Source organism: Methylomonas sp. EFPC3 (assembly GCF_029643245.1).
GTDB classification, from domain to species: Bacteria; Pseudomonadota; Gammaproteobacteria; order Methylococcales; family Methylomonadaceae; genus Methylomonas; species Methylomonas koyamae_B.
Genome location: NZ_CP116398.1, coordinates 1,337,886 through 1,362,181, shown reverse-complemented (window position 1 = coordinate 1,362,181; position 24,296 = coordinate 1,337,886). Strand labels below are relative to the sequence as shown.

The following is a 24,296-nucleotide window of genomic DNA, read 5'->3' as shown; positions in this document are numbered from 1 at the left end:
CGTTCAAAATGAAGATAAACCATCCGGTAACCGACCGTGAAGTGTTGATGAAAGAAGGCACCATCCTGGTTACTAAGACCGATTTAAAAGGTCGGATTGTCGACGTTAACGAAGCCTTTGTCGAAATCAGCGGATTTTCGAGAGAGGAATTGCTCGGCCAGAACCACAATATCGTTCGCCACCCGGATATGCCGCCGGAAGCGTTCGCCGACTTGTGGAGTACGATTTCCAAAGGTAAGCCTTGGCGGAATTTAGTGAAAAATCGCTGTAAATCAGGCGATCACTATTGGGTGGAAGCAAACGTTTCGCCTGTTTTCGAGCAAGGCAAGGTCACCGGTTACGTCTCCGCCCGCTATGCACCGAGTCGGGAGCAAATCCGCGCGGCAGAGCTTTTGTACGACAGTGTCCGTAATAAGAAGAGCCAGATCAGATCGGATCGGTTTGTCGATAAGATCAATTTCGTCAATCGGCTGAACATAACCGCCAAACTGGTGTTATTCGCGCTGCTGTTGCTGCTGCCCGGCGCGGTTTTGCTGGGGATGGTCAACCAAGACAAAAACGCTGATATCGAATTCGCCAGAAAAGAAATCCGCGGCGTAGATTATCTAAAATCGTTGAAACATTTGCTTGTCCAATTGACCGAACATCGAGGAGCAAGCTATCTGGCCTTGTCTGCGGCCGGTAATCCCGACTCCGCCGCATTGAGCCAGTCTGGCAAACGGGTTGCCGACGCGATAAAAGCAGCGGATGCGGTAGATGCCGAGTTTGGCGCTGAATTCAACAGCACCGAAGCTTGGCAAAAAATCAAAAGTGATTGGGCGCTACTCGAGCCGCAAAACGCTGCGCAGCTGACTGCGCAAGCCAGTTTGGCTAAGCACAGCGAGTTGGTTGAGAACGTTACCAAGCTGATGATTCATGTTAGCGACCAGTCGAACCTGACGCTCGATCCCGAGGTAGGCACCTATTATGTGATGAACGTTGTCTCGATACGGCTACCGGAATTAATCGACCATGTCAGCGAGCACATGGCGAATGCGGTTGTATTGGCAAAAGCCGGGACTAGTCTGGACCCGCAAGCCAAAATCGAAATGGCCGTGGTCGACCAGCATATCGGCGAAAGGCTTGGAGAAACCGAACATGATTTGGCGGTGGCGTATGCCGCCGATGCCGAAGCGAAAACGGCGCTGGCCGACAAGCAGGAGATACTGTTCGGCGACACGGCAAAGTTTTCCGATTTGATCAAACAAAATTTATATCTGGCGTCGGCGGTGAACGTTTCGCCGGACCGCATCGCGGCTTCCGGTGCGTTGGCCTTGCAAGCGGTGAATGCCTTATACGATGCCGCAAGTCCGTTATTGAGAAGCATGTTGCAGAAACGGGTCGATGGACTGGAGCAGGAAAAATATCGTCAGTTCGCAGCGGTAAGCGGATTGATAGTGATCGTAGCGCTGATCGGGTTCGCGATTGTCCGCCACATCATTTCGAATCTGCGTACTGTGAAAGGGGTATTTGCCAAAATCACAGAGGGTAATTTCCGTAGCACCATTCACTTGGACGGGCACGACGAACTGGGCGATTTACTACGCAGCTTGCAAATGATGCAAGTCAATCTGAATGTCGACATTTCCAACACACGGGAACGAGCCATAAAAGCCACCCGCGTCGAACGGGCGTTGGATAACGTCAGTTCGTGCGTGATGTTGGCGAATAGTAACTTGGAAATTATGTACATGAACAGAGCGGTAGTGGAGTTGTTCAAAAACGCCGAACAGGATATTCGTCAGCAGTTACCCCACTTTGATTCGGCTAAATTGATGGGGGCAAATATCGACCAATTTCATAAAAATCCGAGCCATCAGCGCGGTATGTTGGCCAAATTGGAATCGACTTACAAATCAGGCCTGGAAATCGGTAGCCGCCATATGAATATTATCGCCAATCCGGTCATAGACGCAGAAGGCAACCGGATCGGCACCGTAGTCGAGTGGCTCGATAGAACCCACGAAGTGAAGATCGAACGCGAAATAGCTGAAATCGTCGAGGCGGTAAAAGTTGGAGAGCTCTCCAGTCGAATCGAGTTGGGCAACAAGCAAGGCTTTTTTGCCTCGCTCAGTGCAGGCATTAACGAATTGACCGACGTCATCGAAAACGTATTCAGCGATATCGGCAGCACAATGCAGAGTATGGCGGAAGGTGATTTGACCAATCGTATCGATCGCGATTACCGGGGCACCTACTTGAAATGCAAGAACGACATCAACAGCACGATAGACAAATTGAACGAGATATTTGGCCAAGTCAGCGAGTCGGCGCATTTTATCAATAACTCGTCGCAAGAAATTGCTAGTGGAAACAATAACTTGTCTCACCGCGCCGAGCAGCAGGCGGCCAATCTGGAGCAAACGGCTGCCAGCATGGAGCAACTGACCAGTACGGTGAAAAACAATGCCGATAACGCTCAGCAAGCCAACTTGGTAGCCAATAACGCCAAAGATCTGGCTGAGAAAGGCGGAAACGTGGTTAAGGCTGCGGTCGCGGCGATGCAAGAGATCAACGAGAGCAGCAATAAAATTGCCGACATCATCGGTGTCATCGACGAAATTGCATTCCAGACCAATTTGTTGGCATTGAACGCGTCGGTGGAAGCCGCCAGGGCCGGAGAACAAGGACGCGGTTTCTCGGTGGTGGCGACCGAGGTTAGAAATCTGGCGCAGCGCAGTGCGACGGCAGCCAGAGAAAGTAAAGAACTGATTCAAAACAGTGTGCAAAAAGTTCGGGCCGGAACCGAGTTCGTCAATGAAACCGGCAAGGCGCTCACCGAAATCGTTGCCGGCGTCAAAAAAGTGGGCGACATTGTGGCCCAGATAGCGGACGCCAGTGTCGAGCAGTCTGCTGGTATCGGCCAGGTCAACCAAGCCGTGGCGCAGATGGATGAGATAACCCAGCAAAATGCTGCATTAGCCGAAGAAGCCTCGGCGGCAAGCGTATCGATGAGCGATTTGTCTACCAATATGGTCGAGATGCTCGCTTTCTTTAAAACCGACAAAAACATTGGTCAACAACCTGTTGCGCAGCGTGGACATAGCCCCACGGTCGCCCGGGCGGAGGTTGTGCGTAGCGCTCCTGTTGCGGCTCCAGCCGCAAATACGCAGCCTGCCTTTGCCTCTAAATCGAACGATGCGGATGACGAATGGCAGGATTTTTGAGGGTGTTGCAAACATTATCGAGCGATCGGCGAGGACGATGAGCCATGGCAACCAATAAGCAGGTTGAACAATTTCTGACGTTCGAATTGGCGGGAGACGCTTACGGTATCGATATCTTGAAAGTCCAGGAAATCCGGGGTTGGGAACCGATCCGTAAGATTCCGAATACGCCGGCTTTCGTCAAAGGTGCGCTGAATCTGCGCGGGACCATTGTGCCGATTATCGATTTGCGCGAGCGGTTTCAGATGGAAAAAGTCGAATACACGCCGGTGACGGTGGTGATTGTCATGAGTATCCAAACCGCAGCCGGAACCACTGTGATGGGCGTCGTTGCCGATACCGTGTCCGACGTGTTGGATATTAATCCGGCGGATATTAAAAACGCGCCGAATTTGGGGACTAAAATCAATACCGAATATATGCGAGGCATGTATGTCGGCAAAAAACACATGGTGATGCTGTTGGATGTCGACAAATTGCTGAATCCGGAAGAGTTCATCAATATCGCCAATTTGCAATGAAGGCGAAAGTCATAGCCGTACTGAATCAGAAGGGCGGTGTTGGCAAAACCACGACTTCGGTCAATTTGACCCACGCTTTGGCCAGATCCGGAAAGGCAGTAACTGTGATCGATCTCGATCCGCAGAGCCACTTGGCGGTGTCGCTGGGAATCGTCGGGCCGCAGCCGCAAGGGGGGATCGATGAAGTGATGCTGAATGGCGGTTCGTTACAGAGTCGATGCATTCCGGCCAGAAAAAATTTGAATCTGGTGGTCTCCGGCCCACGCCTTCAAGAAATCGAGCAACTAAGCGACGGGGATTCCTGTCGCGGCGATTTACTGCGCAAGGCTTTGGAGCATTCGGATCCGGATCAGGACTTTATTTTTATCGATTGTCCGCCGTCTTCGGGCGTGCTGGTGGCGAATGCCTTGTTCGCCGCCGACGAGATTTTGATTCCGATGACCAGCGATTATCTCGTTCTCCAAGGCTTGTCGCATTTGATGGGGACCATCAAGAAATTCGAGGCGGCGTTGCAACGGCAGTACCGTTTTTCGTTGGTAATGTCGCGTTACATACCGACGCGGCGGTTATCCGCAGATGTATTGGATCTGGTTAAAAACTATTTCCCCGGCAAAATTCTGGCGACACCGATCAGGGAGACGGCGTTGCTGGCCGAGTGCCCGAGTTTTGGTAAGACTATTTTTGAGTATCGTCCAGGCTGCCGTTCGGCACGGGATTTTGCCGAATTGGCCAAAGACTTTTTGGAAAATAGGGTGATGTAATGGCTGAAAATGGCGAAAACAGTTTAATTGGCTACGATCCGTTAGCCTGGATGCGAACCTTGGGTCCTGAGGAGCAAGCCGCTGAGGCGATGCCGGCGGCTGTACCCGCCGATGGCGAGGACGCCGTGACATCGGTAACGGAAGCCACCGATACCATCGTCTCCGATACGGCGTCAACCGACGAACTATCGGAATCCGTGCCGCAAACGTCGGCTAAAGGTAGCTTGGCGTTGGAACCGTTGTTGAATATACAGGGCGTCGCCGATTTGCATCAAAATTTGATGCAAATGTTAAGCCGATACGATGCGATCGACATAGACGCCTCGGCGGTGGCCAGCATCGACACGTCGACTCTTCAATTGCTGGTGATCCTGAAACGGACGGCCGCAGGGTTGCAGAAAGTCGTGGCGATCGATTTTCCTTCGGATAAGTTTATCGAGGCGGCGGAGCTATTAGGCGTCTCCGAAATGCTGGAAGTCGATACCGCAGCCTCGGGTTTTTTTTAAACGTCTCCGGTTGGCTATCGAATGGCTACAAGCAATATGGCAAGCAGTATTCGCGAATTCGAATATACTCACGCGGATTTCGATGTTCTTCGAAAAATTTCCCGCCAATATTCCGGCATATTAGTGCCGGACGACAAGTTCGACATGTTTTATTCCCGGCTAGCGAAACGGATTCGTCTGTTGGGTCTGAGCAGCTTTAAAGAATATTGTCAGTATCTCACCGACCATCCCGACACCGAGTTTACCGAGTTCATCAATGCGGTTACGACCAACCTGACTGCGTTTTTTCGGGAAAACCACCATTTCGAATATTTGAGTAGTACCGTGGTGCCTGAGCTTTTGAGAAAAAAAGCCGGGGTCAAACAGGTCAAAATTTGGTCGGCCGGGTGTTCTACCGGTGAAGAGCCCTATTCGTTGGCGATAACGTTAAAAGAAAGGTTGCCGGCCGATTGGGATATAAAGATTCTGGCGACCGATCTCGATACCAATGTGTTGGCCACTGCCGCCAGCGGGGTTTATAGCGAAGAGCGCGTCACCGGTATTGCCGAGCAGCGATTAAAGCGCTGGTTTCAAAAAGGCAGCGGCCGGCAGGCGAACAAAGTGCGCGTCAGAGCCGAATTGCGTCAATTGATAGCCTTCAGGCAATTGAACTTGATGCAGGAATGGCCGATGCGCGGCGGTTTCGACGCTATTTTTTGCCGGAACGTATTGATTTATTTCGACCGCGAAACCAAAGCCATGCTCGCAGAACGCTATGCCGGTTTGCTCGATACCGGCGGTTGTCTGTTTATAGGCCATTCGGAATCGTTGCATCAGCTGGATACCGCCTTCGATCCGATTGGAAACACTATTTACAGGAAAGCGCGCAAGTGACCCGTCATACAGTCGAAAAACCACCGATCGCCGGCTTCGAGGGCATAAACCGCTACTGGGATCAGGAAAACCAAATTATTGCCGCGAAATTGATGCCCGGCGACTACTATGTTACCGGTGCCGATGAAATGATCACCACTGTGCTGGGGTCTTGTGTGTCGGCATGTATTCGCGATTGCGAATCCGGAATCGGCGGTATGAACCACTTCATGTTGCCGGAGACCAGCCAAAATCGTTTGAACGCGCGTGACGAAGCCGTGGTGGGCAATGCCTTGCGTTACGGCAATTACGCCATGGAACATCTGATCAACACCATATTGCAACATGGCGGAAAACGAAAGAATTTGGAAGTCAAGTTATTCGGCGGCGGCAAAATTATTGCTTCGCTGAGTGACGTCGGCGCTCGCAACGTGCAATTTGTGTTGGATTATGTCGATACGGAAGCGTTGAAGTTGGTTTCTCAAGACTTGGGCGATATCTATCCGCGTAAAGTCAATTTCTTTCCGCGTACTGGACGCGTCAGAATGAAAAAAATCAAAGACTTGCATAACCAGACCATTTTCCTGCGCGAGAAACAATACAGTTTCAGCATCAAAGACGCACCGGTTGAAGGCAGCGTCGAGTTGTTCTAGAGGCGAACATGGCAAAAATAAAGCTACTGATCGTCGACGACTCGGCCTTGATCCGGCAGATGCTGACGCAAATTTTTAACGAGGCCGGCGACATAGAGGTCGTCGGCACGGCCAGCGATCCGTTGATCGCTCGCGATAAAATCAAAGCGTTAAACCCCGATGTGCTGACGCTGGATGTGGAAATGCCGCGTATGGACGGTCTGACGTTTCTGAAGAATCTGATGCGTTTGCGACCGATGCCGGTGGTGATGATTTCGACCTTGACCGAAAAAGGCGCCGAAGTCACCTTGGAGGCTTTGGCTTTGGGTGCCGTCGATTTTGTCGCCAAGCCCAAAGTTGACGTATCGCAAGGCTTACGGGCTTATGCCGACGAAATCGTTAGTAAAATCCGGGTGGCGGCACAGGCCAGGGTAAAGGCTTTGGAAACGCCCAACCCCCGCGTAATTCCCAGCCATACCGACGGCTTGGCAAACACCGTGATGAAAAAACATTTCAAGACTACGCACAAAATCGTCGCATTAGGCTCCTCCACCGGCGGAACCGAGGCGGTCAAACACTTGGTGAGGACTTTGCCGCGGACCACCCCCGCGATCGTGATTGCCCAGCACCTCCCGCTAGCCTTTAGCGCTTCGTTCGCCAAGCACGTCAATGATGCTACCGACATGACAGTGGGCTTGGCCGAGGATGGGCAGCCGATAGTGCCAGGGCATGTCTACATTGCGCCCGGCGATCGCCACTTGCTGGTTGCCCGCGACGGTGCCCGCTACATTTGCCGCTTGGACGACGGTCCGCCAGTGAATCGGCATAGACCGTCGGTTGAAGTTTTGTTTCGTTCGGTAGCGCAAAACGTGGGCGGTAACGCCATCGGCGTGATGTTGACCGGTATGGGGGCGGACGGCGCCAAAGCCATGCTGGAGATGCGCGAGGCCGGGGCGATCAATATCGTGCAGGATGAGGCTTCCAGCGTAGTCTGGGGTATGCCTGGGGAGGCCTTCAAACTGGGTGCCGCGCATCATGTGCTATCCTTGAACCGAATAGCGGAAAAACTTTTAGCCCTGGCGGAATAGATTATATGGTGCAGTTTTTTAAGGATAACGGTGTTTTGATTGGCTTGACCGCTGTGGTGTTAGCGCTGCCGTTATTGATTGCCGATACCCGGGTGTATTGGGCTGCTACTGGATTAATCAGCCTGCTGTGGATGTTCCGCACGTTTCGTATACAGGCAGTCGGCATGCTCCGGCAAGCCGCTCAAGGCGAGCAAAATGAAACGGACATATCCAGGGCGGTTGACAGTTATCTGATTCACCTGAGCGATTGCATCGAACAGGAAAGCAGCACTTTTCGCAGCGAGCTTAACCAATTGAAGGCGATGTTGGCGGATGCGGTCAGCACCATGTCGAATAGCTTCAACAATTTACATGCCTTGACCAGCGGCCAGTCAACGGTGGTTTGCTCGCTGGTATCGGATTTGGAAGATAGTGTTGAGCGGGACAGTGCGCATATCAATTTCACCAGTTTCACCCACGAAACCGATAAAGTTTTGCAATTTTTTATCGACCACATTGTGCAAATCAGTAAGCAAAGCGTGGAAATGGTCGCCGTGATCAACGACGTCGGCGACCACATGGCCCATGTCGAAAAATTACTGGGCGATGTGCAGAAAATCGCCGACCAAACCAATCTGTTGGCGTTGAACGCGGCCATCGAAGCGGCGCGGGCAGGCGAGGCGGGGAGAGGGTTCGCCGTCGTGGCCGGCGAGGTGCGCAATTTATCGAAAAACTCCGATAAGTTCAGCGAAGAAATCAAGGCGGTTGTCAAAGCGTCCAAAGATAACATCCGCAATGCTCGCGATATGATCGAAGTGATGGCGTCGAAGGACATGAACCTTGCGTTAAGTTCCAAAGCCAATATCGACAAGATGATGTTCGATATCAGCACGATCAATGCAAACGTCGCCCGAAACGTGGACGAGATTTCCCAACTGACCGGGAAGATAGAAGTCAGTGTGGGCAACGCCGTCAGAGGGCTGCAGTTCGAAGACATGGCCCGCCAATTGATCGAACAGATGCAGGCTAACCTTGACCATTTCGCCGCATTGAAAGACGAAGTTGCCATCGGTATGGCGACGTTCAAAGCGGGAAACCGCAAGGAGTGGCAGTTGGAATTGGGGCAGGGATCGGATCGTTTAAGGCAGATGAAACAACAATGGCAGGCCGGTAACTACCGCGTGGTATCGCAATCGTCTATGGACGAAGGCGATGTGGATTTGTTCTGAGTTTGCCGTTCGGGCAATTTTGCGATAAGGAGAAGCTATGGGTATTGAGGCAAGAGCCGATTCTGGCGTATTACACATTAAGGTCAGCGGAAAATTCGATTTCGGTTTGCATAACGAGTTTCGCGAAGCCACCAAGCTGGCTGAGAGCGGCGTGAAACAGATTGACGTCGATTTGACCGGCACCGAATACATGGACAGCTCAGCGCTGGGGATGTTGTTGGTGTTGCGCGATAAAGTCGGCGGCGACAAGTCGGCGATCCGGATAAAGAACGCTCGCGCCGAAGTAAAAAAAATTCTGGAAATCGCCAATTTCGATAAACTATTCTCTTTAGTTTAACGCCTTTCCTTTTTCCCGTCCGGTAGTTGGGTGCCGGCTCTTGCCGGACCTTCGTCAGCGCTCCATGAACCAGTACAGCAATAATTCCAGTCACGGCATCGTGCGCCTTTTTTTACGGCGTTTCTTACCCAATTCGCAGGTGGCCGGGTTGGCGATAATACTGTTGGGCGGTTTCCTGCTGATATACAGTCTGTTGGGGCTGTTGATGCCGGTATTCGTTGCCGTGGTACTCGCGTATCTGCTGGAGGGCCTGGTCGTCAAATTGGAGTTGCGCGGCGTGGCGCGGCTACTCGCGGTGCATCTGGTGTTTTTTGCCTTTACGGCGGTGCTCGGTTTCGTGCTGTTCGTGTTGGTACCGATGGTATCCGAACAGACCGTACAATTGGTTCAGCACATCCCGGAAATCGTGTCCAGAACCCAAGCCGAGATCATGCGCTTTCCGGAACGCCATCCGGAGTTGATTTCGGAAACCCGGATTCGGGAAATCATGTTCTCGATCCAACAGGATTTGCTCAAATACGGCCAGGATCTGATATCGGGCTCCGCCCAATCCTTCGTCGGCTTGGTGGCCGTAATCATTTACCTGTTTCTGGTGCCGTTAATGGTGTTTTTCTTTTTGAAAGACAAACAGGTGCTGCTGGGGTGGATGTTACAGTTCCTGCCCGCCGACACCAGCTTGAGCCTGCGAGTCTGGCAGGAAGTCGACAAACAAATCTCCAACTACGTGCGCGGCAAGTTTGTCGAAGTCTTCATCTTGTGGGCGATAAGTTATCTGGTGTTTTGGTGGCTGGGTTTGAATTACGCAATGTTGCTGGCAGTATTGATGGGATTGTCCGTGGTGATTCCCTACGTCGGCGCAACCTTGGTCACCTTTCCGGTGCTGGGCGTGGCTTATGTACAATGGGGAGTCGGCGGCGGCGACCAGTTCATGTACGTGTTCGTCGCCTATTCGGTGATCCAAGCCTTGGACGGCGTGATTTTGGTGCCGCTGCTGTTCTCGGAGGCGGTCAATTTGCATCCGGTAGCGATCATCGTTGCGATTTTGTTCTTCGGCGGCTTGTGGGGATTCTGGGGCGTATTTTTCGCAATCCCATTGGCCACGCTGGTTAAGGCTGTGTTAACGGCGTGGCCGCGCTGGGAAGCCAACGGCACGTTGGCGGGCTAGTTTACAAATTGTCCGAGGCAAAATCGGCCAAACGCGAGCGTTCGCCGCGGCGCAAGGTGATGTGAGCGCTATTGGGCCAGTTTTTGAAGCGGTCCACCACGTAGGTCAGACCGGAACTGGTCGCGGTCAGGTAGGGCGTATCGATCTGCGCCAGATTGCCGATGCAGATGATTTTGGTACCCGGTCCGGCACGGGTAATCAGGGTTTTCAGTTGCTTCGGCGTCAGGTTTTGGGCTTCGTCGATAATCAGATAGCGGTTGAGGAAGGTGCGGCCGCGCATGAAATTAAGCGAGCGGATTTTTACCCGGTTCATCACGACGTTTTGCGACGCGCCTTGTTCCCATTCGGTATTGCCGGCCCGGCTGCCGAGCAGTTCCAGATTGTCCATCAGCGCGCCCATCCACGGCGCCATCTTTTCTTCCTCGCTACCCGGCAAAAAGCCAATGTCCTGACCGACCGGCATGGTTTCGCGGGTCATGATGATTTCCTGATACAGCTTCCGCTCCAGCGTCAGCGACAGGCCGGCCGCCAATGCCAGCAGGGTTTTGCCGGTACCGGCCGAGCCGATCAGGGTTACGAAATCCACTTCCGGATCCATCAACGCATTCAACGCAAAATTTTGCTCCCGGTTTTTGGCGAAAATGCCCCAGATATTATTGTGTTTAGTCCGGAAGTCCCGCGCCAATTGCAGCACCGCGGTCTCGCCGTCGCAGCTTTTTACGATCGCCTCGAAGCTGTCCTCGCCCTCCATGTACAGGTACTGGTTCGGATACCACTCCCTGACCGCCGGCCCGTTGATCCGGTAGTAGGTGTTGTTGTTTTCCTGCCAGGATTCCATCTTGCCGCCGTTTTCGTCCCAGAAGTCGGCATCCAGTGCCAGGCTGCCGCTGTAAAGCAGGTCGATGTCTTCGATGGTCTGGTCGTTGTGGTAATCCTCGGCGTTGATTTGCAGCGCGGCGGCTTTGATGCGCATATTGATGTCTTTCGACACCAAAATCACGTTGACGTCCGGATATTCCTTGCTCAAAGCCAGCACGATGCTGAGGATGGAGTTGTCGGCGATTTGGCCCGGCAGATCGGCTGGTAACAGATGCGACAATTGCCGGGTTTGAAAAAACAGGCGACCGTCGAATTCGCGCTCGCCGGCCAGCCCGTGCTCGATCCGGGACAGCGGCAGGCCGTCTTTGATCGATTGCTGGTCGGCGTCGCGGATCAACTCGTCCAGAAACCGGCTGACTTGGCGGACGTTACGCGATACGTCTGATAGGCCTTTCTTGGCGTGGTCCAGCTCTTCCAATACCACCATCGGGATGAATACGTTGTGCTCCTGAAACCGGAAGATTGACGTCGGATCGTGCATCAAGACGTTAGTGTCCAGGACGAACAATTTTTTACCGGCGGATTGTATATTCATGGGTTCCTTTTCAAGATCGGTTGCGGCGTTGGCAAGCATGGAGGCGTGCCACTGTTTGTCTTTCTACTCCATCCCGCGCGCCATCGTCAACCGGGCGGGATTTCGGCTTAAATTCCGCTAAAGCGGCGGCTGCCGGACGGAATCAAAAAAGCGGCCGGCAAGCGCGCTGAAATCGGCGAATTTTCTATACTTAAGCCGACGCCATGCCGAAGCGCATAGTCGGTTACAATACCCGCGCTGGCCGTCGATCTCGAATCGATACATTTACTTCCAGGATTGCTTTATGAATTATTCAGTATCAAACCAGCCCGACTTGGATTGGAGCCAAATCAGGGAGACGATCAAGCTGTTGACGGTCTCGGTGGCCCAAGTTGAAAGCAGCATTAAAGACGGCGACGAATCGGTTAACGCATTGGCCAGTACGTTTACCCATATGGTCGACGATATGCAGAAAATTCACGAGTTTTTAGCCTTGGTCGCCCCGAACGACTCGTCCGCTGCGGCTTTAGGCTATTGCGAGTCGATGCAGGACAAGATCAATCAGGCGATCGTGGCGTTTCAATTCTACGATCGCATGCAGCAATGCCTGCAGCACGTCTCGAACAACCTGAAGGGCTTGTCCGAGATCATCGAGACGCCGCACCGGCTATACAATCCGCTGGAGTGGCACAAATTTCAGGAAAGTATTCGCAGCCGCTACACGATGGAGTCGGAAAAAGTCATGTTCGACGCCATCCATCAAGGTAAGAGCATCGAAGAGGCGCTATTGTTGTTTGCTCAGGCAAGTGCACAGAGCCGTCCGGACGAGATCGAACTGTTTTAACTTTTTATCTGTTTGAATTGGCATCACTAATGAAAAATAAATGTTTGTTGGCCCTGGTCCCGTTTTTGCTTCTCGGAGCAGGTTGTAGCAGCGTAGCCGAACCACCGGTGTCAGGCAGCTCGCCGACGAAAAAGATTGCGAAAAAGCCGGCGGCAAAAGCGCCTGCAACAGCCGTCGCCCCAAAAAAACCGGCCGCAGGTCCCAACCCGACCGCAACTTATGCCATTGACAGCGGCCCCGGCAGCGTGAAAGTCGAGCCCAATTTGCCGGCTTTCCGTGCCGAACCGTTGATGCCGCCGGCCGATGTACCGCCGGCACAGCCCGGCGCGGCGGCTCCGGTAGTCCCGGCCAATCCGACTACGCCGCTGGCTACCGTGCCGGCGCCGAGATATGCGGTGGAAGACGCCGCGATTCCGAGCGGGACGCCGCCTGCCGTACTGGCGTTGCTCAGCGAAGCCGACCGTAGCCGCAACAGCGGCGATCTGGATGCCGCTGTCGTCGTGATGGAACGCGCACTGCGCATCGACGCTCGTAACCCGACCTTGACCTACAAATTGGCCCAATTGCGCCTGAAACAGAACAAACCGCAACTGGCCGAGGAACTGGCCGGCAAGGCGGCTCTGCTCGCAGGAAGCAACCTGGATTTGAAACGTAAAAGCTGGATGTTGATTGCCGAAGCGCGCAACATGCAGCAAAACCCGCAAGGCGCCAAACAAGCCAAAGCTAAAGCCGAAAGCTTTTTCGGTCATTAAACCGGCTGAAGTTGCAGCGGAGTCAGTGTTAGCGTGAGTAAACTGGATGAAGTGTTCGCTAGCGATGGCGCGTTGGCCGGCGTCATCGCCGGTTACTCGCCGCGCGCGGCCCAGATCGAGATGGCGGAAAAAATCGCCTACGCCATCGAATCGCAACAAAACTTGATCGCCGAGGCCGGCACCGGCACCGGCAAGACCTTCGCCTACCTGATTCCGGCCATCCTGTCCGGCAAACGCGTGATCGTGTCGACCGGCACCAAAAACTTGCAAGACCAGTTGTTCAATAAAGATCTGCCACTGATACGCAAAGCGTTGGCGAAACGGCCTTTTAAAGCCGGCTTGTTGAAAGGAAGGGCGAATTATTTGTGTACCTACCGCTTGGAACAGGCGCTGAATTCCGCCTTCGGCTATAGCCGGGAAGAGGCGTCGGCGCTGGCGCAAATCAAGGCCTGGTCCAAGCGCACCAAAACCGGAGACGTCTCGGAAGTGGCCGATGTCCACGACGGCGACCCGGTCTGGTTTCACGCCACGTCGACCACCGACAACTGTCTGGGTCAGAATTGCCCGGACTACGCCGATTGCTTCCTGACCAAAGCCCGCAAACAGGCGCAAGAGTCGGATATCGTCGTGGTCAACCATCATTTGCTGTGCGCGGACTGGTCGATTCGCGAGACCGGATTCGGCGAGTTGCTGCCCGATGCCGATGTCGTCGTCATCGACGAAGCGCATCAATTGGCCGACACCGCCTCCAATTTTCTGGGCGTGACCATCAGCGGCAAACAGCTGACCGATCTGGCCGACGATACCTTGGCCGAATATTTTACCGATGCCAAGGACATGCCGGACCTGCGCACGGCTTGCGAGGATTTGCAGCACGAAGTCAAGGACATGCGTTTGGCCTTTGGCTTGGAGCTGAGGCGTGGCGACTGGCAGGAGATCGAAAGTAATCCGAAAATCGCCGGCGCCTTGGAATCCCTGCAAAAGCAGTTGGCCCGTCTGACCGACCAATTGGAGCGGGCTTCGGTGCGCAGCAAAGGCCTGGAGTCCTGCTTCGACCGGGCCGAGGCGTTGGATGCGCAACTGGATACCTTGATTAGCGACAAGGACGGCCAATGGATCAAATGGTACGAAACCTACAGCAAGTCGTTCACGCTGAGCCGGACCCCGCTGGATATCGCCAAGGAATTCCGCGGTTTCATGGCTCGCCATAAGGCCACCTGGATATTTACCTCGGCGACGCTCAGCGTCGCCAACAATTTCGTGCATTTCTCCAAAAGCTTGGGTTTGAGCGGGGCGTTGAGCCAAAGCTGGGACAGCCCATTCGATTATCCGAATCAAGCCTTGTTTTACCACCCAAAGGGCCTGCCGCAACCGAACGATCCGGACTTTACCGACAAAATCGTCGATTTTGCGTTGCCGGTGCTGGAAGCCAGCCGGGGCCGGGCTTTTTTTCTGTTCACCAGCCACCGGGCCTTGCAGCGCGCCGCGCAATTGCTGGAAGGCAAACTCGACCACCCCTTGCTGGTACAAGGTACCAAGTCCAAAGGTGTGTTGCTGGATCAGTTCAAGGAACTCGGCAATGCGGTGCTGTTGGCCACCGCCAGCTTTTGGGAAGGCGTCGACGTGCGCGGCGATGCCTTGTCCTGCGTGATTATCGACAAGCTGCCGTTCGCTTCGCCGGGCGATCCGGTATTGAAAGCGCGGATGAACGCAATGGAGAAGCAGGGGCGCAACCCGTTTTTCGAACACCAATTGCCCAGTGCCATCATCATGCTGCGCCAGGGCGTGGGCCGCTTGATCCGCGACGTCAACGACCGCGGCGTGTTGATGGTTTGCGATCCGCGCTTGTTGAAACGCTCCTACGGCCAGATGTTTCTGGATAGCGTGCCGGCCATGAAGCGCAGCCGGGATATCGCCGACGTCCGCCAATTTTTTGCATAACGAAGGAAAGGCTTTGAAGTTACTAGCGGTAGAAACCTCGACCGACGCCTGTTCGGCGGCATTGTTCATCAACGGCGAAATCCGGGAAGAGTTCGCCATCGTCCCGCGCGAGCACACCAAGCTGATTCTGCCGATGATCGATCGTCTGATGGCCGAGGCGCAACTGCGGCCGCAACAGTTGGATGCCATCGCCGTCAGTCGTGGTCCCGGCTCGTTTACCGGCGTTCGCATCGCCGGCGGCGTGGTACAGGGTATCGCCTACGGCGCCGATTTGCCGGTGGCGCCGGTATCGACCCTGGCCGCGATTGCTCAAGATTTCTTCAATAAGCGCAGCGATCCCGAAATTGCATTCACTGCGATGGATGCGCGGATGGGCGAGATCTTTTGGGGCGTTTATCGGCGCAGCGATTTGGGCTTGGCCGAATTGCTCGGCGCCGAAGCGGTTACGCCCGCCGCGGATATTCAGGTCGGCGAAGAAACCGGCTATGGCGTCGGCTCCGGCTGGCGCGCCTATGCCGAACCGCTGGCGCAGCGTTTGGGGCAGCGCTTGCAGGCCGTCGAAGCCGAAGAAATCTGGCCGCGCGCCGCCTGCATCGCCCAACTCGGCGCATTTCTGTGCGCCAATGGCGGTGCGGTGCCGGTCGAGCAGGCCATGCCGGTCTATTTACGCGACAAGGTCGCGAAAAAGCAGTCGGAGAGGTAATAAATTAACGGATTCAGCAAGTTAAGTTGTGCCCGTTAGCCGGCAAGGCAAATGTCCGGCAAGGTTTTCCGCCGCTTGTGCGGTACAATGACCTTCTTTAAGCCGACTTTCTAGCCCATGGCGCAATATTTCGAAATCCACCCGAAGAATCCGCAGCCGCGGCTGATTCAACAAGCCCTGAATATTCTGCGCGACGGCGGGGTGATTGCCTATCCGACCGATACCTCATACGCGTTGGGCTGCCAGATCGGCGACAAGGCGGCGATGGATACCATCCGCGCGATTCGCCGGCTGGACGATAATCACAATTTCACATTGATTTGTACCGATTTATCGCAGGTATCGACCTTTACCAAAATGGGTAACGATGCCCATCGGCTGATCAAAAAACTGACGCCGGGGCCGTTCACGTTTTTGCTGGATGCGACGCGGGAAGTGCCGCGCCGGCTGCAACACCCGAAAAAGAAAACCATTGGCGTGCGGATACCGGATCATGTCATTGCCAGAACCTTGGTCGAGCAGTTGGGCGAGCCGTTGCTGACCACCACCCTGATCATGCCCGGCGAAACCGATGCGCTGGCCGATCCTTACGAAATCAGGCAGCGCCTGGAAAAAGAGCTGGCTCTGGTCATTGACGGCGGCGTGATCGAGCACCAATCGACCACGGTAATCGCCTGCGGCGATAAAACCATCGAAATAGTCAGGCAAGGTATCGGTATCGCGCCGATGTTGGAGTAAAAACGATGATGGACGAATTAACTCTGGTGCAGCGCATCGTGGTCTGGATCTTACCGGTGATTTTTGCGATTACCGTGCATGAAGTGGCTCACGGCTGGGTTGCCAAACTATTGGGCGACAATACCGCGGCGTCGCAAGGCCGGTTGACGGTGAATCCGCTCAAGCATATCGATATCTTGGGAACCCTGATTATTCCCGGCTTGTTGTTGCTGACTTTCACCGGGTTCGTATTCGGTTGGGCCAAGCCGGTGCCGGTCGATCCGCGTAACTTCAAGAAACCGTTACAGGGTATGGCCTGGGTTGCTTTGGCCGGGCCGGTGTCCAACCTGTTGATGGCCGCGGCCTGGGCGTTGATCGCCAGGCTGGGGGTGATGCTGGAAATCGAATTTATTTCGATGCCTTTTATCTACAGCGGCGTGGCCGGAATCAGCATCAACCTGGTATTGGCCTTGATCAATATGTTGCCGATCCCGCCGCTGGACGGCAGCCGGATATTGTCCGGTATGCTGCCGCATTACTGGGCTTGGCAATATAATCGCCTGGAACGTTTCGGCTTTGTGATTTTGCTGGTTTTGTTGGCGACCGATGTCTTGAAATACGTCCTGGCCTACCCGTTGTATTACGCCCAGCAATTGTTTTTCAGTCTGGCTGGAATTTAGGTTTGAACGAAACCGCGTTAGCCGTCGAGCCGGTTGCGGCGCCGTTGGCCCTGGTCCAAGGCCAGCCGTTCCAGGAACTGCCGGAAGACCTCTACATTCCGCCCGACGCGCTGGAAGTGTTTCTCGACGCCTTCGAGGGGCCGCTGGACTTGCTGCTGTATTTGATCCGCCGCCAGAATCTGGATATTCTCGACATTCCGATCGCACAGATCACCCGGCAGTACATCGCCTACATCGAGATGATGGAAAACCTGCGTCTGGAGCTGGCCGCCGAATATTTGGTGATGGCGGCCTTGCTGGCCGAAATCAAATCGCGGATGTTGTTGCCGCGCCAGCCGGAGAGCGAGGAAGAGGAAGAAGACCCCAGGGCGTTTTTGATCCGTAAATTGCAGGAATACGAGGCGATCAAGAAAGTCGCCGAAGAGATCGATCTGTTGCCCAGAAACGAGCGCGACACCTTCGAATTCGGCGTCGACACCTCGACTGTCAACGTTCGGCAGATTCTGCCGGACGTGGAACTCAAGGAATTATTGCTGGCCTTTCAGGACGTGTTGAAGCGCGCCGAACGGCTCAGCCACCACCACATAACCAAAGAGCCTCTATCAGTCCGTGAACGAATGGCAGCCATTTTGGAAAAACTTAACCGAGCAGATATCCTCCCTTTCCCAGCGTGTTTTACCCGAGGTGAAGGAAAAAACGGGGTGGTTGTCGCGTTTCTTGCCATCCTTGAACTCTCCAAGGAACGAGTCATCGACATCTTTCAGCCCGAGCCCTACGCCGGCATCCACGTCCGTTTCCGCGCCAACACCGGCACAGGCGATTGAGCCGCCGCCAACCGCCAGCCTTGTCGACCATGTTAGCCCGCCAACCAAGCCTCGCGCCCCGCGCAAGCCGCGGATCAAACCCGAGCCGGTCAAAATTTTGGTACCGGTCAAGCGTCGGGCAGTACGGTTTCCACCCGGCTGGAGCGGCGAATCTCGCGTCCAACCGGAGCCGCGCGAAGTGCCGGCAAAGCTTGCCAAGCCTGTGGGCCGGCGTGCAGTACGCTTGCGGCCTAATTGGCAAAGCGATTGGCGTAAACCTGAAATCGAGCAAAAATCCGAGATTATTGCTATCCGCCGCCGCTCGACCCGCCTGCCGCCGCAATGGGCTGCGGTCATCCGCGCCAGCGAGCACCAGGCTATCATCGTCGAACGCCATTTGCCGGCGCCGGAACGGGTTAAAGACTGCGACATGAACACCAAGCGCATTGTCGAAGCCATTTTGTTCGCCGCCAATCGGCCGATGACCATCCGTCAGATTCAGGAGACCTTTCCGGAACTGGAACAGCCGGACACGCTGACGATTCAGATGGCCCTGGAAGACATCGCCCGCGATTACGCCGATCGGCCGATCGGCCTCCGGCAACTGGCCAGCGGTTACCGGTTTCAGGTGCGCGAAGGCCTGTCGCCTTATGTGACCCGGCTATTCGAGGAAAAACCGGCCCGCTATTCGCGCGCGCTATTGGAAACCCTGGCCATCATCGCCTACCGTCAGCCGGTGACCCGTGGCGAAATCGAGGACATTCGCGGCGTCAGCGTCAGCAGTTCCATTATTCAGACTTTGCTGGAACGGGAGTGGATTCGGGTGATCGCGCATAAGGAGGTGCCGGGCCGGCCGGCCTTGTTCGGCACCACCAAACTATTTCTGGATTATTTCAATTTAACTTCGTTGAACGACTTACCGACCTTGCAAGAAATCGCCGATTTCGATTTCGGTAATCCGCCGCAACCGCAGACCGAGCAGGACCACAGTGAAAGATCGCAAACCGTCGAAACCGCACCAACCGTCAACCCGTCCGGAGCACCGGAAGCCGATGGAACCGAACCGCAAACCGAAGTCGGCGCCAATGCGCAAGCCGAAACCGGCGCCGACGGCGAAAAAGGCGTCACCCTCCACTGACAACGTAAGCACGGGCGGCGAACGGATTCAAAAATTGCTGGCCCGCGCCGGTTTGGGTTCGCGGCGCGAAATCGAGCGCTGGATCAGCGAAGGCAAGCTGTTGGTGAACGGCAACCCGGTGCAGTTGGGCTACCACCTGAAACCGGACGACCATTTGCAGATCAACGGCCGCATCGTCAAATGGGAGAAATACGCCGAACAGCCGACCCGGGTGTTGGTGTACCACAAACCGGTCGGCGAATTGGTCACCCGCCGCGATCCGGAAGGCCGGCCGGTGATATTTACCCAACTGCCGCGGTTGCAGGTCGGACGCTGGATCGCGGTCGGCCGATTGGATATCAACACCTCCGGCTTGATTCTGGTTACCAACAACGGCGAATTGGCCAACCGCTTGATGCATCCGTCGCGGGAAGTGGAGCGCGAGTACGCGGTGCGGATCCTGGGCGAAGTCGACGATGCCATGCTGGAGCGACTGAAACAAGGCGTCGAGCTGGAAGACGGCCCGGCCCATTTCGAAGACGTCAGTTTCTACGCCGGCGAGGGCGCCAACAAATGGTACTACGCCACGGTGAAACAGGGCCGCAACCGCTTGGTAAGGCGGCTATGGGAATCGCAAGGCGTCAAAGTCAGTCGCCTGATTCGGGTCCGCTATGGCGACGTCACGCTGCCGGAGCGGGTCAGGGCGCATTCGTTTTATGAATTGGAACCTAAGGAATTGCAGGGGTTGATGGAGTTTGTGGGCTTATAGCTGCGTCGAAGTATTATGGGCTGCCGATCACAGCGAGCCTGATGACTAAGCTTAGTGAATGCTTGAAGGCGTGTTCTCTTCGGTGAGAGTTGCGATCACTCCATTGATAGTCTGATTGATTTTGGTTTTTTCTTGTTCAGGAAGATTTTGGAGCGGAGGGCAAGTCAGGGTCATGGTGAATACGCTTCGCTTGGTGCCGATAGTGAAATGAAAAACCTGAAGAAGTTGATCGTGTTCATGTTTTATTAAGGGCGGGACTGGAATTATTGCTTTGCCTTCGGTGGAGTAGTTGACCGTCATCCCTTGCTTCTCCCCAGACTGTTTGACCAGATACACTCCAAACTCTTCGGGATATTCCGGGCCGACTGAGTGGATTTTCGATATTTCAACTCTGCAGATGTAGTTCTCACCAAAAGTAGCGTCGATCTGGTCGGTTGGGGTTCTCGAAATACGCACGTAGTGCGGGAGCATTACGGATACCGATTCTTGCTGGAATTTGACCCTTACGGTTGCTGGTTTCGTAAGGCTGCCGAAAAAGAGTTCATCGGTATCGCTGAGGAAGTATTTCACGCTTTCGGGGCTAGTGCCGACAAGCCCAGCACGCAAACTACGTTGAAAATCCAAAATTTGAGCGGCCGATCTCATCGCGGCCAATGCTCGACTTTGCTCGCTATTCTCGGTGCTGGCTAAGGTTTCGTCATGGTTTTTCCTGATGTGTCTTAGGATTTTTGTCACGAATTGGCAGTAGGCTTGGTATGGTTCGTCGCAGGCCGAATGAATTGCGGCAAAGATGCCGGTTTTTTGTTTTCGCTCTGCGTTGTCGGTTGGTAGAAAGACTAAGTTGTCCAGGGCATTGAGGTTCCAAACAAAGGGTCCTCCTGGAAAAGTCAGCGACGCGGTACGGATATCTCCTAGAAATTCGGCAATATCCTTTGTAGTCGCGACCTCTTGCGGGATTAGGTAATGCAATTTGCCAGACACCCATAAATCCGGATCCCAAGACCAAGCAAGTGGGTTATTTTCTGCTTTGATATTCGGGAGCGCCAATCGCAATATTTTTTTCAGTTCTTCCTCGTTGGCCGGAGTGAGATTGACGGCTGGATAGTTAGTTGCGGTTTCAATTGCCGAAACTTTTTTCTTAAACAAATTCTGCAACATTTTTTCGCACCGGATGGCCTGAGATTGTCCTCACGATGCCTCGAATTACTAAGAAAGGCGCTTATTGAGGTTGTTCGCGACTCACTATAGTCGGTAGTTTTTTAAAGTCAAAACTACACGGTTTTTAACTACGAATAAGGTGTTTGTCTCGGGGGGCGGCGGATACATAATAGTCGTCTCCCCCCGATGAACGCGCGTATCAAGTGTGGTGGAAGTGTCTTCTGAATCCGCTTCGGGGGCAACGGGGCAGACAAGCCCTGCCGGAATGGCGGTTATCGAACATGGGTTTGTTAACGGTGAATGTTCAACCTTTATGGCCAGCTTGATCGATTACCGGTTTGCGAAAGCGTAAAGTCATGCGGTCGCTTTCGCCGATGGCGGCGTATTTCGCCCGGTTTTTCGCGCCGAGGCTGAAGCTGGGCGGTAAATTCCAGACTCCGCTCTCATGGTCTTTCGTATCTGCCGGATTGGCGTTGATTTCGCTGGCGGCTTCCAGCTCAAATCCGGCCTGTTCGGCCCAGGCAATCACTTGGCTTTGCGTGGTGTAACCGGCGCTGCCGCCGTTGGCTGCATCCGGATTGGCCCGATGTCCGACGACTCCTAAAATGCCGCCGGGCTTCAACACGTCGAAACAGCCGCGAAACATCGCTTCTGCAGTACCGTTTTCCCGCCAATTATGCACGTTGCGAAAGGTCACTACCCTGTCGGCCGAGCCGGGAGAGCCGAATTGGGGGTGGCCTTCGTCGAAGCGGCGGATTTCCGGTCTGCCGTAAATGCGGGGTAAACGCGCCAGTTTGATTTTCAGGGTTTTGAGTTGCCGATCGTAATAGTGCTGCGAACTTGGGTTAACGGCACTGTCCGGGTCGATCACTGCCGCGACGTAATGGCCGTTGTCCCTTAGCAGAGGGGCCAGAATTTCGGTGTACCAACCGCCGCCGGGGATGATTTCGATCACGGTTTGATCGGGATAGATTTCAAAAAAGCTTAAAGTTTGTGCCGGATGCCGCCAGATGTCGCGGGCGACGTTGGCCGGCTCGCGCCAGTGTCCGGCGATCGCGGCTTCCAGAGCAGAGCTTGCCGGCGCGGAAGTTTCGTTGGGCGGAGTACAGGCCGCCAAAGCGGTAAGGATGCATAAATGAATGCTTCTTGGCATCGGTTCCGGCCTTGTTTCCGGGAGGGGAGTCGGCTCGAGGCCTGGGCGTTCAATATAACGTGTTCGCGGCCATCGTCAACCCAGCCAAACCGGAGGGTAGGTGCCGATCTTTGTTATCTCGATCCTTCCAGCCTAATCCGGCCGAATCGAGATATCTTGTGCTCAATTGATTTCGTTTAGCACGTCTTCCTCGGCGTAGAATCGGTTTTCGGTGATGACGTCGGCGGCGATGCGATTGTTGAGCAGGTTGTCGACGTCGTCCAGCACGCGGTCGACGATGTTCGGGATTTCGGCGCGTTCGGCCGATTTTTGCAACGCGTTACCCCATATGCCGACGTGCCGGGTCGTGATGCGGCGCACGCTATTGTCTTTGGCCCATTCCGCGGCGATGGCGATGCCCAATCGGCGCAGTTTGGCTTCTATTTCGCGTTTGACGCCGGGGTCTGTAATTTTGCCGGCCAAATCCCGGCTGATTTGGTTCCAGCCGGTTGGATACAGGTCCCAGCCCTGATAAAAACGTTCGACCCAGGCCAGGTATTGGTCCAGGCTTTGCAGCTCGGCATTGCGGCGGTCTTGCAGGTAAAACGCGGCAAACCCGGCTTGCGCCGGCAAGCTGGCCGGCCATGCCGCGTGCCGGTCGGCGCTGGTCGCACAGCCACCCAGCCAGCCCATCGCCAACAAAATCAGAATACGGATTGTCATGGCACGTGTCCGGAGCCGGGAATAAAGCCTGGATTTTAGGGCGCGGCCGTGACAGGACGGTTAAGGTCCGGTTACGGTTATTTGACGCAAACCAAACGCCTCCGGCTCAAAACAATTCGAAGCGGGCCAGGTAACCGAAGTGGTCGGATACGGCCGGATAAAACTCGTCGTTGAAAATCGGCGTCATTTCGCGGACCCGCAACGGCTGGCCCTTACGTTTGAAGATGTAATCGATGCGCCGCGGCGGACTGTGGCGCCAGCCGTCGATCTGGCCGCGGAAAGTCGGTTCGTAAAACCGCTGCGGATGCAGTTCGTGATATTGGTCGACGTATTCGCCGTTGCCGACGATTTGATGGTAGGCCTGCTCGCCGGCTGGCGCATTGAAATCGCCGACCATCAAATCGCCGCGGACGCCGAAATGGTAACGCGACCCGATCAGCCATTTCAGCCGTTCGTATTCCTGATGGAAGCCGTGGTGGGCCCAGCTCAAATGCACGTTGGCCAAGTGCAGCAGGCCGAAGCGGGGCAGGTCGATGCAGCTCAGCGTGACATTGCGCGACATGTAATTGTCTTTGCCGCAATCATGCGACACGTACGCCGAATAATTGTGCCGCAGCGGATGGCGGCTGAGTATGGCCGTGCCTTCCCGCCAGTGTCGAAAGCCGATGTGACTCCAATCCTGGTGGATGTGGAACCAATGCCCCCATTCCCGCAAGCGCCGGCAAATCCGGAATGCCATGTTCGACGGCGCCTCACCATAAGGCTGGGTAATAGGATCGTACCGGTATTCGCCGACTTCCTGAAAGCAGATCGCGTCTATGCCTTGCTGGGCAACGGCTTCGGCGATGATGTGCACCTCGCGTTCGTGCAGGTGCATGGTTTCGAAGCAGTTGTGGCGCGGGTGTTGCTGGTAGGTATGCAGATTCAGCGTCAGTAGCGAAAACACCGGCGCTCCAGCCGAAAACGGTTTAACCCAATTTGGCGAATTCGGTTTGCAGCGTGGTCAGAAAGGTTTCCCGCGCGACCTGGGCTATGCCCAATTGTTGTTGCAGCCGCTGAATCTCGGTGTCGACGATTTGCAGATTGGCCAGTTGCGCTTTGGCAAGCTCGCTAAGGCTGTCGATCGGGTGGGTTTTGTCGCCTATGGTCAGGGTTGGAGAAGTGGTGTTGGTGTCAGTCATCGAATAAATCCGGAAGTGGTCAAGTAAGCCGGCCCGACTGCCGGGCCGAATGTTATTCCAGTTTAATCGCGAAATATTACAAATTTGTTAGCGTTGGCAGCATGCCG

25 protein-coding genes are annotated in these 24,296 nt (G+C 54.7%); 19 read left to right on the top strand and 6 right to left on the bottom strand.

All coding sequences use genetic code 11. From position 1 onward, the window contains the following. Positions 1 to 8: 8 nt before the first annotated feature. The 10 genes from PL263_RS20345 to PL263_RS06065 all read left to right on the top strand — a co-directional run bounded on the left by PL263_RS20345 (position 9) and on the right by PL263_RS06065 (position 10,276). The gene (locus PL263_RS20345) at positions 9 to 3,206 is read left to right on the top strand and encodes a methyl-accepting chemotaxis protein (protein WP_347568938.1); all 3,198 of its coding nucleotides are present in this window, start codon (positions 9 to 11) and stop codon (positions 3,204 to 3,206) included. A gap of 44 nt (positions 3,207 to 3,250) precedes the next feature. Further along, positions 3,251 to 3,727, top strand: coding sequence for a chemotaxis protein CheW (locus PL263_RS06105; protein WP_140911591.1), 477 nt, complete (start codon positions 3,251 to 3,253; stop codon positions 3,725 to 3,727). Continuing rightward, entirely contained in the window at positions 3,724 to 4,488 is a 765-nt protein-coding gene (locus PL263_RS06100; RefSeq protein ID WP_140911590.1) for a ParA family protein, read from the top strand. Before PL263_RS06105 ends, PL263_RS06100 begins: the two co-directional genes overlap by 4 nt. Next, positions 4,488 to 4,994, top strand: a complete 507-nt coding sequence (locus tag PL263_RS06095) for an STAS domain-containing protein (RefSeq protein WP_278212159.1) — start codon at positions 4,488 to 4,490, stop codon at positions 4,992 to 4,994. The genes PL263_RS06100 and PL263_RS06095 overlap by 1 nt, the downstream gene beginning before the upstream one ends. 21 nt (positions 4,995 to 5,015) lie before the next feature. Further along, positions 5,016 to 5,867: a protein-glutamate O-methyltransferase gene (locus tag PL263_RS06090; RefSeq protein ID WP_278212158.1), complete on the top strand. Its 852-nt coding sequence runs from the start codon at positions 5,016 to 5,018 to the stop codon at positions 5,865 to 5,867. Next, positions 5,864 to 6,499, top strand: a complete 636-nt coding sequence (gene cheD, locus PL263_RS06085; RefSeq protein ID WP_140911587.1) for a chemoreceptor glutamine deamidase CheD — start codon at positions 5,864 to 5,866, stop codon at positions 6,497 to 6,499. Before PL263_RS06090 ends, cheD begins: the two co-directional genes overlap by 4 nt. An 8-nt stretch (positions 6,500 to 6,507) precedes the next feature. After that, the gene (locus PL263_RS06080) at positions 6,508 to 7,566 is read left to right on the top strand and encodes a chemotaxis response regulator protein-glutamate methylesterase (RefSeq protein WP_278212157.1); all 1,059 of its coding nucleotides are present in this window, start codon (positions 6,508 to 6,510) and stop codon (positions 7,564 to 7,566) included. A 5-nt stretch (positions 7,567 to 7,571) separates the two neighbouring features. Beyond that, the gene (locus tag PL263_RS06075) at positions 7,572 to 8,774 is read left to right on the top strand and encodes a methyl-accepting chemotaxis protein (RefSeq protein WP_278212156.1); all 1,203 of its coding nucleotides are present in this window, start codon (positions 7,572 to 7,574) and stop codon (positions 8,772 to 8,774) included. 37 nt (positions 8,775 to 8,811) lie between these two features. Continuing rightward, positions 8,812 to 9,111: an STAS domain-containing protein gene (locus tag PL263_RS06070; protein ID WP_278212155.1), complete on the top strand. Its 300-nt coding sequence runs from the start codon at positions 8,812 to 8,814 to the stop codon at positions 9,109 to 9,111. Between the two features lie 64 nt (positions 9,112 to 9,175). Beyond that, on the top strand, positions 9,176 to 10,276 hold the full coding sequence (locus PL263_RS06065; protein ID WP_278212154.1) for an AI-2E family transporter: 1,101 nt from the start codon (positions 9,176 to 9,178) through the stop codon (positions 10,274 to 10,276). 1 nt (position 10,277) lies between these two features. Here the strand turns inward: PL263_RS06065 and PL263_RS06060 are convergent, their stop codons facing one another. Beyond that, positions 10,278 to 11,690, bottom strand: a complete 1,413-nt coding sequence (locus PL263_RS06060) for a PhoH family protein (protein ID WP_140911582.1) — start codon at positions 11,688 to 11,690, stop codon at positions 10,278 to 10,280. A gap of 283 nt (positions 11,691 to 11,973) precedes the next feature. On the opposite strand from PL263_RS06060, the gene PL263_RS06055 reads away from it, so the two are divergent. The 9 genes from PL263_RS06055 (at position 11,974) to rluB (ending at position 19,995) form a co-directional block, all read left to right on the top strand. Further along, entirely contained in the window at positions 11,974 to 12,513 is a 540-nt protein-coding gene (locus PL263_RS06055; protein ID WP_140911581.1) for a hypothetical protein, read from the top strand. Between the two features lie 245 nt (positions 12,514 to 12,758). Then, positions 12,759 to 13,265, top strand: a complete 507-nt coding sequence (locus PL263_RS06050; protein ID WP_260839233.1) for a tetratricopeptide repeat protein — start codon at positions 12,759 to 12,761, stop codon at positions 13,263 to 13,265. 33 nt (positions 13,266 to 13,298) lie between these two features. Next, positions 13,299 to 15,206, top strand: coding sequence for an ATP-dependent DNA helicase (locus PL263_RS06045; RefSeq protein WP_278212153.1), 1,908 nt, complete (start codon positions 13,299 to 13,301; stop codon positions 15,204 to 15,206). A 13-nt stretch (positions 15,207 to 15,219) separates the two neighbouring features. After that, positions 15,220 to 15,909 carry a tRNA (adenosine(37)-N6)-threonylcarbamoyltransferase complex dimerization subunit type 1 TsaB gene (tsaB, locus tag PL263_RS06040; RefSeq protein WP_278212152.1) on the top strand — a complete coding sequence of 230 codons (690 nt, stop codon included), beginning with the start codon at positions 15,220 to 15,222 and terminating at the stop codon, positions 15,907 to 15,909. A gap of 117 nt (positions 15,910 to 16,026) precedes the next feature. Next, a complete protein-coding gene (locus tag PL263_RS06035) occupies positions 16,027 to 16,647 on the top strand; it encodes an L-threonylcarbamoyladenylate synthase (RefSeq protein WP_140911577.1) in 621 nt (206 codons plus the stop codon). A 5-nt stretch (positions 16,648 to 16,652) separates the two neighbouring features. Continuing rightward, a complete protein-coding gene (locus tag PL263_RS06030) occupies positions 16,653 to 17,306 on the top strand; it encodes a site-2 protease family protein (RefSeq protein WP_278212151.1) in 654 nt (217 codons plus the stop codon). A gap of 2 nt (positions 17,307 to 17,308) precedes the next feature. Further along, positions 17,309 to 18,130, top strand: a complete 822-nt coding sequence (locus PL263_RS06025; RefSeq protein ID WP_347568937.1) for a ScpA family protein — start codon at positions 17,309 to 17,311, stop codon at positions 18,128 to 18,130. Between the two features lie 178 nt (positions 18,131 to 18,308). After that, positions 18,309 to 19,247 (top strand): SMC-Scp complex subunit ScpB, encoded by a 939-nt coding sequence (gene scpB / locus PL263_RS06020; RefSeq protein WP_347568936.1) that lies wholly within the window; start codon positions 18,309 to 18,311, stop codon positions 19,245 to 19,247. Continuing rightward, a complete protein-coding gene (gene rluB, locus PL263_RS06015; RefSeq protein WP_278212150.1) occupies positions 19,195 to 19,995 on the top strand; it encodes a 23S rRNA pseudouridine(2605) synthase RluB in 801 nt (266 codons plus the stop codon). Before scpB ends, rluB begins: the two co-directional genes overlap by 53 nt. A gap of 51 nt (positions 19,996 to 20,046) precedes the next feature. On the opposite strand, the gene PL263_RS06010 is transcribed toward rluB, so the two are convergent. The 5 genes from PL263_RS06010 to PL263_RS05990 form a co-directional block, all read right to left on the bottom strand. Further along, positions 20,047 to 21,153 (bottom strand): hypothetical protein, encoded by a 1,107-nt coding sequence (locus PL263_RS06010; RefSeq protein WP_278212149.1) that lies wholly within the window; start codon positions 21,151 to 21,153, stop codon positions 20,047 to 20,049. A gap of 304 nt (positions 21,154 to 21,457) precedes the next feature. Continuing rightward, the gene (locus PL263_RS06005; protein ID WP_278212148.1) at positions 21,458 to 22,306 is read right to left on the bottom strand and encodes a methyltransferase; all 849 of its coding nucleotides are present in this window, start codon (positions 22,304 to 22,306) and stop codon (positions 21,458 to 21,460) included. 162 nt (positions 22,307 to 22,468) lie between these two features. Next, positions 22,469 to 23,008, bottom strand: coding sequence for a hypothetical protein (locus PL263_RS06000; protein ID WP_278212147.1), 540 nt, complete (start codon positions 23,006 to 23,008; stop codon positions 22,469 to 22,471). Positions 23,009 to 23,114: 106 nt separating this feature from the next. Then, a complete protein-coding gene (locus tag PL263_RS05995) occupies positions 23,115 to 23,954 on the bottom strand; it encodes an endonuclease/exonuclease/phosphatase family protein (protein WP_278212146.1) in 840 nt (279 codons plus the stop codon). A 22-nt stretch (positions 23,955 to 23,976) separates the two neighbouring features. Then, a complete protein-coding gene (locus tag PL263_RS05990) occupies positions 23,977 to 24,189 on the bottom strand; it encodes a DUF6447 family protein (protein WP_278212145.1) in 213 nt (70 codons plus the stop codon). Positions 24,190 to 24,296: the final 107 nt, after the last annotated feature.

Excerpts from the sequence above, each read along its gene's own strand:
- PL263_RS06090 (WP_278212158.1), top strand. The coding sequence starts at position 5,016 with ATGGCTACAAGCAATATGGCAAGCAGTATTCGCGAATTCGAATATACT.
- PL263_RS06095 (WP_278212159.1), top strand. The coding sequence starts at position 4,488 with ATGGCTGAAAATGGCGAAAACAGTTTAATTGGCTACGATCCGTTAGCC.
- PL263_RS05990 (WP_278212145.1), bottom strand. The coding sequence starts at position 24,189 with ATGACTGACACCAACACCACTTCTCCAACCCTGACCATAGGCGACAAA.
- PL263_RS06030 (WP_278212151.1), top strand. The coding sequence starts at position 16,653 with ATGATGGACGAATTAACTCTGGTGCAGCGCATCGTGGTCTGGATCTTA.
- PL263_RS06035 (WP_140911577.1), top strand. The coding sequence starts at position 16,027 with ATGGCGCAATATTTCGAAATCCACCCGAAGAATCCGCAGCCGCGGCTG.
- PL263_RS06055 (WP_140911581.1), top strand. The coding sequence starts at position 11,974 with ATGAATTATTCAGTATCAAACCAGCCCGACTTGGATTGGAGCCAAATC.
- PL263_RS06075 (WP_278212156.1), top strand. The coding sequence starts at position 7,572 with ATGGTGCAGTTTTTTAAGGATAACGGTGTTTTGATTGGCTTGACCGCT.
- PL263_RS06060 (WP_140911582.1), bottom strand. The coding sequence starts at position 11,690 with ATGAATATACAATCCGCCGGTAAAAAATTGTTCGTCCTGGACACTAAC.
- PL263_RS06010 (WP_278212149.1), bottom strand. The coding sequence starts at position 21,153 with ATGTTGCAGAATTTGTTTAAGAAAAAAGTTTCGGCAATTGAAACCGCA.
- PL263_RS06005 (WP_278212148.1), bottom strand. The coding sequence starts at position 22,306 with ATGCCAAGAAGCATTCATTTATGCATCCTTACCGCTTTGGCGGCCTGT.
- PL263_RS06100 (WP_140911590.1), top strand. The coding sequence starts at position 3,724 with ATGAAGGCGAAAGTCATAGCCGTACTGAATCAGAAGGGCGGTGTTGGC.
- PL263_RS20345 (WP_347568938.1), top strand. The coding sequence starts at position 9 with ATGAAGATAAACCATCCGGTAACCGACCGTGAAGTGTTGATGAAAGAA.
- PL263_RS06065 (WP_278212154.1), top strand. The coding sequence starts at position 9,176 with ATGAACCAGTACAGCAATAATTCCAGTCACGGCATCGTGCGCCTTTTT.
- PL263_RS06000 (WP_278212147.1), bottom strand. The coding sequence starts at position 23,008 with ATGACAATCCGTATTCTGATTTTGTTGGCGATGGGCTGGCTGGGTGGC.
- PL263_RS06080 (WP_278212157.1), top strand. The coding sequence starts at position 6,508 with ATGGCAAAAATAAAGCTACTGATCGTCGACGACTCGGCCTTGATCCGG.
- PL263_RS06070 (WP_278212155.1), top strand. The coding sequence starts at position 8,812 with ATGGGTATTGAGGCAAGAGCCGATTCTGGCGTATTACACATTAAGGTC.
- rluB (WP_278212150.1), top strand. The coding sequence starts at position 19,195 with ATGCGCAAGCCGAAACCGGCGCCGACGGCGAAAAAGGCGTCACCCTCC.
- PL263_RS06105 (WP_140911591.1), top strand. The coding sequence starts at position 3,251 with ATGGCAACCAATAAGCAGGTTGAACAATTTCTGACGTTCGAATTGGCG.